General features: G+C 65.8%; 7 protein-coding genes. All 7 read right to left on the bottom strand.

The genetic code is table 11. The annotated features are described in order from the left end of the window. Positions 1 to 101: 101 nt before the first annotated feature. Complete coding sequence (gene murA, locus ACWDXS_RS34430) at positions 102 to 1382, bottom strand: UDP-N-acetylglucosamine 1-carboxyvinyltransferase (protein ID WP_056819138.1); 1281 nt, start codon at positions 1380 to 1382, stop codon at positions 102 to 104. 91 nt (positions 1383 to 1473) lie between these two features. Beyond that, on the bottom strand, positions 1474 to 2052 hold the full coding sequence (locus tag ACWDXS_RS34425) for a cob(I)yrinic acid a,c-diamide adenosyltransferase (RefSeq protein WP_378996158.1): 579 nt from the start codon (positions 2050 to 2052) through the stop codon (positions 1474 to 1476). Further along, a complete protein-coding gene (locus ACWDXS_RS34420; protein ID WP_378639396.1) occupies positions 2049 to 2477 on the bottom strand; it encodes a DUF2550 domain-containing protein in 429 nt (142 codons plus the stop codon). The genes ACWDXS_RS34425 and ACWDXS_RS34420 overlap by 4 nt, the downstream gene beginning before the upstream one ends. Positions 2478 to 2663: 186 nt before the next feature. Continuing rightward, positions 2664 to 3041 carry a F0F1 ATP synthase subunit epsilon gene (locus ACWDXS_RS34415; protein ID WP_378963587.1) on the bottom strand — a complete coding sequence of 126 codons (378 nt, stop codon included), beginning with the start codon at positions 3039 to 3041 and terminating at the stop codon, positions 2664 to 2666. Positions 3042 to 3047: 6 nt separating this feature from the next. Next, a complete protein-coding gene (gene atpD / locus ACWDXS_RS34410; protein ID WP_056817894.1) occupies positions 3048 to 4496 on the bottom strand; it encodes a F0F1 ATP synthase subunit beta in 1449 nt (482 codons plus the stop codon). Positions 4497 to 4521: 25 nt separating this feature from the next. Further along, positions 4522 to 5493 (bottom strand): F0F1 ATP synthase subunit gamma, encoded by a 972-nt coding sequence (locus tag ACWDXS_RS34405; RefSeq protein WP_379314655.1) that lies wholly within the window; start codon positions 5491 to 5493, stop codon positions 4522 to 4524. A gap of 58 nt (positions 5494 to 5551) precedes the next feature. Further along, a complete protein-coding gene (gene atpA / locus ACWDXS_RS34400) occupies positions 5552 to 7192 on the bottom strand; it encodes a F0F1 ATP synthase subunit alpha (RefSeq protein ID WP_449972296.1) in 1641 nt (546 codons plus the stop codon). Between the last annotated feature and the right edge of the window lie 33 nt (positions 7193 to 7225).

Genomic DNA, 7225 nt, shown 5'->3' with positions numbered 1-7225 from the left:
GTGTCCCGGCCGCTGGGCGGCTGAGTCGGTGTCCGTGTCGCTCTGACTCGAATAAAGTTACGTGCCGACAAACGCGAAGTCAAATCGGCTGGTCAGGGGCCCTATTTCGGCGCATCTACCCGTTCGACCTGTCCGCCGAGCGCCTGCATCTGCTCGACGAACCGGGGGTAGCCGCGGTCGATGTGATAGACGTCGTGCACTTCGGTGACGCCATCAGCGACGAGGCCGGCGAGCACCAGGCCCGCACCCGCGCGGATGTCGGAGGACCAGACCGGCGCACTCGACAACCGCGGGATTCCACGGACCACCGCATGGTGACCGTCGGTCCGGGCGTCGGAGCCGAGCCGGATCATCTCCTCCACGAAACGGAACCGCGCCTCGAAGACGTTCTCGGTGATCATCGACGTGCCGTCCGCGATCGCGGCCAGGCCGATGGCCATCGGCTGCAGGTCGGTCGGGAAACCGGGGAACGGCAGCGTCGCGAAGTTCACCGCGCGCGGACGCTCGGCCTGCACGACCCGGAAGCCGTTGGGCTCGTACGAGATTCGCGCGCCGGCCGAACGCAGCTTGTCCAGCACCAGCGCCAGGTGCTTGGGGTTGACGCCGGTGACCCGGACATCGCCGGTGGTCATCGCGGCGGCGATCCCCCAGGTAGCGGCGACGATACGGTCGCCGATCACCCGGTGTGTGGTGGGCGAGAGGCTCTTGACGCCCTGCACGGTGAGCACGGAGGAACCGGCACCGTCGATCTGCGCACCCATCTGTACGAGCATCGTGCACAGGTCGACGATGTCGGGCTCGCGCGCGGCGTTGTCGATGACCGTCTCCCCCTCGGCCAGGACCGCGGCCATCAGGATGTTCTCGGTCGCGCCCACCGACGGGAAGTCGAGGCGGATCCGCGCACCCTGCAACTGTTCGGCCGACGCCACGACGCAACCGTGCTCGATCGCACTGGTCGCACCGAGCAGGCGTAGGCCCGCCTGGTGCATGTCAAGGGGTCGCGAACCGATCGCATCGCCACCGGGCAGCGCCACCACGGCGCGTTTGCAGCGCGCCATCAGCGGACCGAGTACACACACCGAGGCGCGGAACTGGGTCACCGCGGGGAAGTCCGCGTGGTACTTGGGCTCGGCGGGGGTATCGATCGTCACCACCGAGTTGTCGCCGCCGACATCGTCGGAGATCGTCACATCGCAGCCGAGGCCGCGCAGCACCTCCGCCATCAAGGGGACATCGAGGATGTCCGGGCAGTTGGTGATGGTGGTCGTGCCCTCGGCCAGCAACGAGGCAGCCATCAGCTTCAGCACGCTGTTCTTCGCGCCGCCGACCGCGACCTCGCCGACGAGTCGATTACCGCCGGAGACCAGAAACCGTTCGCTCACCACGCCAGCTTATCGACCGTCACGCGACGACACGCCCCCCTGCCACGAAAGAACAAGAAACCGACCGATTCTCCGCGTCGGAGAGTCGGTTTCAGCGTGGTAGCCCGCCGCCGGGCTGCCACAACACGTCACCGGAAGGATTGGTCGCGCGGCTGAGGATGAACAGCAGGTCCGAGAGTCGATTCAGATATTTCGCGGGCAGCACACTGGTGTCGGCAGGGTGCGTTTCGACAGCGGACCACGCGGATCGCTCGGCGCGCCGCACCACAGTGCGGGCTGTGTGCAACAACGCAGCCAACGGCGTGCCGCCGGGCAGAATGAACGAATTCAGCGGTGCCAGACCGTCGTTGAACTCGTCGCACCACTTCTCGAGCCGGTCGATATAGGGCTGGGTGATGCGCAGCGGCGGATACTTCGGTTCGGCGACAACCGGGGTGGACAGATCGGCGCCCGCGTCGAACAGATCGTTCTGGATCTGGCGCAGCACCGTCAGCACAGCGGGTTCGGGCGCACCGAGAGCGACGGCGACACCGAGTGCGGCATTGGCCTCGTCGCAGTCGGCGTAGGCGATCAGCCGGGGATCGTTCTTGGCGACACGGGAGAAATCGCTGAGACCGGTCGTCCCGTCATCGCCCGTGCGGGTATAGATCCGGGTCAAATGCACGCTCACGACGGGCCTCCACGAGTGCGGCGGGCGCGATCGGACGGTCGCGACTCCACCCAGGACAGAAAAGCCGCCATCGAACCGCGGTCGAGCGCGAGCTCGAATTTGCTGTGCGGATCGGTGACGGCTACCACCACGATGTCATCGCTCATGATGTCGAATTCGTCGCCCTGCGGCGCTCGGCGCTCGACGATCTCGAGGCCCTGCCGATGCACCGTGGAGTCGGGTCCGAATTTCAGGCTGGTCAATTTGAAGAAGACGAGGCGATCCTCGTCGTAGCGAATGAGCCCGTGCCGCCAGCCTTGGCCGCCGCGCGCGGGCAGTGAACGTAGGAGCGCGGCCGTACCCCCGCGGCGCAACATCACCAGGCGATAGGTCGACGCACCGGCTACGAACACGAGCGTCAGCACCAGAATGATCAGGAGAACCATCCCGGTTTGCAATGCCGTACGCCCTTTCGCTCTAGCCGGTGTCAAAGACACCCCCGCCCAGACATTCAATCACGCCCACTACGCGGTGCTCCGGCCGGATCGTCTATCCCCACGAAAAGGCGGCGCAAACAACTCTGCCGGCGAGGAACCGAAGTTCCTCGCCGGCAGAGAGTCGTACTACTGCGATCAGTCGGTCACGGTCGCTTCGACCGCACGCACCTGGCCCTGGGCCGCGCGCAGCTCCACCTCGGTGGCGCTCGCATCGGCCAGCACCTTGCGTGCCGCGTCGACGTCGACCTCGCCCGCGAGATCCGCGGACTCGGCCAGCACCCGCACGGTGTCGGCGGTGACCGAGAAGAAGCCGCCGTGCACCGCCGCGACGATCCGCTCGCCGTCGGTCGACACGATGGAAACTGTGCCGCCCTCGACGAGCTGACCGAGCAGCGGCTCGTGGCCTGCCATGATGCCGATCTGACCCTCGGTGGTCTGCGCGCTGACGAACGAAGCCTGGCCGGACCAGATCTTGCGCTCGACAGCTACGAGATCAACTGTCATCTCCGCCATAGTGGACTACTTCCCGAGGATCTTCTTCGCGGCTGCCTCGACGTCGTCGAGACCACCGCAGGAGTTGAACGCCTGCTCCGGGTAGTGGTCGAACTCGCCCTTGCAGACACGGTCGAAGTCGTCGATGGTCTGCTCCAGCGGAACGACCGAGCCGACCTGGCCGGTGAACTTCTCGGCGACGATGAAGTTCTGACCGAGGAACTTCTCCAGGCGACGGGCGCGACCGACGAGGACCTTGTCCTCTTCGGAGAGCTCGTCCATGCCGAGGATGGCGATGATGTCCTGCAGTTCCTTGTACTTCTGCAGGATCCGCTTGACCTCGTTGGCGACCCGGAAGTGGCGCTCGCCGACGATCGAAGCCTCGAGGATACGAGAGGTCGAGGTCAGCGGGTCGACGGCCGGGTAGATGCCCTTCTGCGAGATCGGGCGCGAAAGCTCGGTCGTCGCATCCAGGTGGGCGAAGGTGGTCGCCGGCGCCGGGTCGGTGTAGTCGTCGGCGGGGACGTAGATCGCCTGCAGCGAGGTGATCGAGCGACCCTTGGTCGAGGTGATGCGCTCCTGGAGCTGACCCATCTCGTCCGCCAGCGTCGGCTGGTAACCCACGGCCGAAGGCATGCGACCCAGCAGCGTCGAGACCTCGGAACCGGCCTGGGTGAAACGGAAGATGTTGTCGATGAAGAGCAGCACGTCCTGGTGCTGGACATCGCGGAAGTACTCCGCCATGGTCAGCGCCGACAGGGCGACGCGCATACGCGTGCCCGGCGGCTCGTCCATCTGGCCGAAGACGAGGGCGGTGTCCGGAAGGACGCCCATCTCTTCCATTTCCAGACGGAGGTCGGTGCCCTCACGAGTACGCTCACCGACGCCCGCGAACACCGAGGTGCCCGAGAACTCGCGAGCGATACGGGTGATCATCTCCTGGATCAGCACGGTCTTGCCGACACCGGCACCACCGAACAGACCGATCTTGCCGCCCTTGACGTACGGGGTCAGCAGGTCGATGACCTTGACGCCGGTCTCGAGGATCTCGGTCTTGCCCTCGAGCTGGTCGAAGCTCGGCGGCTGACGGTGGATGCCCCACTGCTCGCCGTCCCGGCCGAGGCCGGGGGTGTCGAGGCAGTCACCGAGGGCGTTGAACACGTGGCCCTTGACGATGTCGCCGACGGGCACCGAGATCGGCTTGCCGGTGTCGGTGACGGTCGCGCCACGGACCAGGCCGTCGGTCGGCTGCATCGAGATGGTGCGCACGATGTTGTCGCCGAGGTGCTGAGCGACCTCGAGGGTGAGGGTCTTGGCCACCGACGGGAGCTCGATGTCGGAGTTCAGAGCGTTGAACAGCTCGGGGATGGCGCCACGCGGGAACTCGACGTCCACGACGGGGCCGATGACACGGACGACGCGACCAGCGGTTTCGCCCGCCTTCTTCGCGTTGTCCTGAGTGACAGCTGCGGTCATTAGATTGGTTCTCTTCCTGCGCTTCTTAGTCGCGGTCCGAGCTCGACGCCAGCGCATTGACGCCGCCGACGATTTCGCTGATTTCCTGCGTGATCTGGGCCTGACGCACCGAGTTCGCCTCGCGCTGGAGCACATTGGCCAGCTCGTTGGCGTTATCGGTCGCCGCCTTCATTGCGGTGCGCCGAGCCGCGGACTCGGATGCCGCTGCCTCGAGCAACGATGCGTAGATACGCGTGTTGATGTACTTGGGCAGCAGAGCCCCGAGCAGCACATCGGCGTCCGGCTCGAACTCGTACTGCGCCGTGGCCACCGCGTTCGGCGAATCCGACATGATGTCGTCACCGAGCTCGTAGTTCTCGTCGACGTAGCTGACCTGGATCGGCGCCAGGCGGCGCACCTCCGGGTTCTGGGTCAGCATCGAGACGAACTTGGTGTACACGATGTGCAGCTCGTCGACACCCTCGATGGTTCCGGTGCCGTCGAGCGAGGGGACCTCGCTGTCGGAGCCGGCCATGAAGGCCTCGACCAGGTGCTGGCACGCGGCCGAGGCATCGGTGTACTTGGGCTGCTGGGAGAAGCCGAACCACGACGCCTGGAACGGACGGTTGCGGAACTTGTAGTACGTGATGCCCTTGCTGCCCATCACGTACAGAACGGGTTCCTTGCCGTCGCCACGCAGCGTGGTCATGAGCTCTTCGGCACGCTTGAGCACGTTCGAGTTGTAGCCACCGCACATACCGCTGTCACTGGTGATCACCAGGACAGCGGCCCGACGAGCGTTGGGACGCTCGGTCAGCAGCGGGTGCGACAGGTTCTTCGAAGCGCTCGCCAGTTCGCCGAGGACCTTGGTGATCTCCTCGGCGTACGGCTTGGCAGCCGCAACCCTGGCCTGGGCCTTGGAAATTCGCGAGGTCGCGATCAGTTCCTGAGCCTTGGTGATCTTCTTGATCGAATTCACACCACGAATGCGGGAGCGCAATTCGCGCAAACTTGCCACTAGCGGTTCACACTCCCTTCATTCGCCAGATCGGAAATTGCCGACATCATGACCCGGCTTACTTGTCGACGTGCTTGCGGGTGACCGACAGCGACTCGACCTCTTCGTGGTCCAGCTCGCCCGCGGCAGCCTCGTTCACGATGCGATTGCCGTTCGAATCGAGGAAGCCCTGCTTGAACTTGTCGGTCTCGGCCTTGATCGCGTCGGCGGCGTCGCCGGCGAGCGGCTTCTTGCCACCCTCGAGCGCGTCGAACGAGCTCTGGGTCGCGCCGTGCAGGTACTCGAGCAGCTCGGCGGTGAAGCGACGCACGTCTTCGACGGGCACCGACTCGTAGTAACCGGCGTCGACCAGGAAGATCGAGACGACCTGATCCTCGACCGAGACCGGGGAGTACTGGTCCTGCTTGAGCAGCTCGACCCAGCGGGCACCACGCTCGAGCTGCGCCAGCGACGCGGCGTCGAGGTCGGAGGCGAAGGCGGAGAACGCCTCCAGCTCGCGGTACTGCGCCATTTCCAGACGCAGCGAACCGGCGACCTTCTTCATGGCCTTGGTCTGGGCGGCGCCACCGACACGGGAGACCGAGGTACCGACGTTGATCGCCGGGCGGACGCCCTTGTTGAACAGGTCGGACTCGAGGAAGACCTGGCCGTCGGTGATGGAGATGACGTTGGTCGGGATGAACGCCGAGACGTCGTTGGCCTTGGTCTCGATGATCGGCAGACCGGTCATCGAGCCGGCGCCCATCTCGTCGGACAGCTTCGCGCAACGCTCCAGCAGACGGGAGTGCAGGTAGAAGACGTCACCGGGGTACGCCTCGCGGCCCGGCGGACGACGCAGCAGCAGCGAGATGGCGCGGTACGCCTCGGCCTGCTTGGTCAGGTCGTCGAACACGATGAGGACGTGCTTGCCCTGGTACATCCAGTGCTGGCCGATGGCCGAACCGGTGTACGGAGCCAGCCACTTGAAGCCGGCGGAATCGGAGGCCGGGGCCGCGACGATGGTGGTGTACTCCATCGCGCCGTGCTCCTCGAGCGCGGTCTTGACGCCCGCGATGGTGGAGCCCTTCTGGCCGATCGCGACGTAGATGCAGCGAACCTGCTTGTCGGCGTCGCCGGTCTCCCAGTTCGCCTTCTGGTTCAGGATCGCGTCGATCGCGACGGCGGTCTTGCCCGTCTTGCGGTCGCCGATGATCAGCTGACGCTGGCCGCGACCGATGGCGGTCAGCGCGTCGATCGCGGTGATGCCGGTGGCCAGCGGCTCCTCGACCGGCTGACGTTCCAGCACAGACGCGGCCTGCAGCTCCAGCACGCGGCGCTCGTCGGCCTCGATCTCGCCCAGGCCGTCGATCGGCTGGCCGAGCGGGTTGACGACGCGACCGAGGAACTTGTCACCCACGGGGACGGAGAGCACGTCGCCGGTGCGACGGACCTGCTGGCCCTCCTCGAGCGAGGCGTACTCGCCGAGGATGACGGCACCGATGTTGGTGTCCTCGAGGTTCAGCGCGACGCCGAGAACCCCGCCGGGGAACTCGAGCAGCTCGTTGGCCATCGCCGAAGGCAGGCCGCTGACGTGCGCGATACCGTCGCCGGTATCGGTCACGATGCCGACTTCTTCGATGGAGGTTTCCGGGGTGTAGCTCTGGGTGTAGCTCTCGATCGCGCTACGGATCTCGTCGGAGGAGATCGTCAGCTCCGCCATGTTGTTCCTGCTCTCGCTGTGGTCTCGAATGTC

It is taken from the genome of Nocardia sp. NPDC003183 (genome assembly GCF_053590715.1).
The sequence above is the reverse complement of the archived record's forward strand: the minus strand, read 5'-3'. Positions and strand labels throughout refer to the sequence as shown.

Coding starts and splice junctions, on each gene's coding strand:
- ACWDXS_RS34420 (WP_378639396.1), bottom strand. CDS start 2,477: ATGGTTCTCCTGATCATTCTGGTGCTGACGCTCGTGTTCGTAGCCGGT.
- ACWDXS_RS34415 (WP_378963587.1), bottom strand. CDS start 3,041: ATGGCGGAGATGACAGTTGATCTCGTAGCTGTCGAGCGCAAGATCTGG.
- atpD (WP_056817894.1), bottom strand. CDS start 4,496: ATGACCGCAGCTGTCACTCAGGACAACGCGAAGAAGGCGGGCGAAACC.
- atpA (WP_449972296.1), bottom strand. CDS start 7,192: ATGGCGGAGCTGACGATCTCCTCCGACGAGATCCGTAGCGCGATCGAG.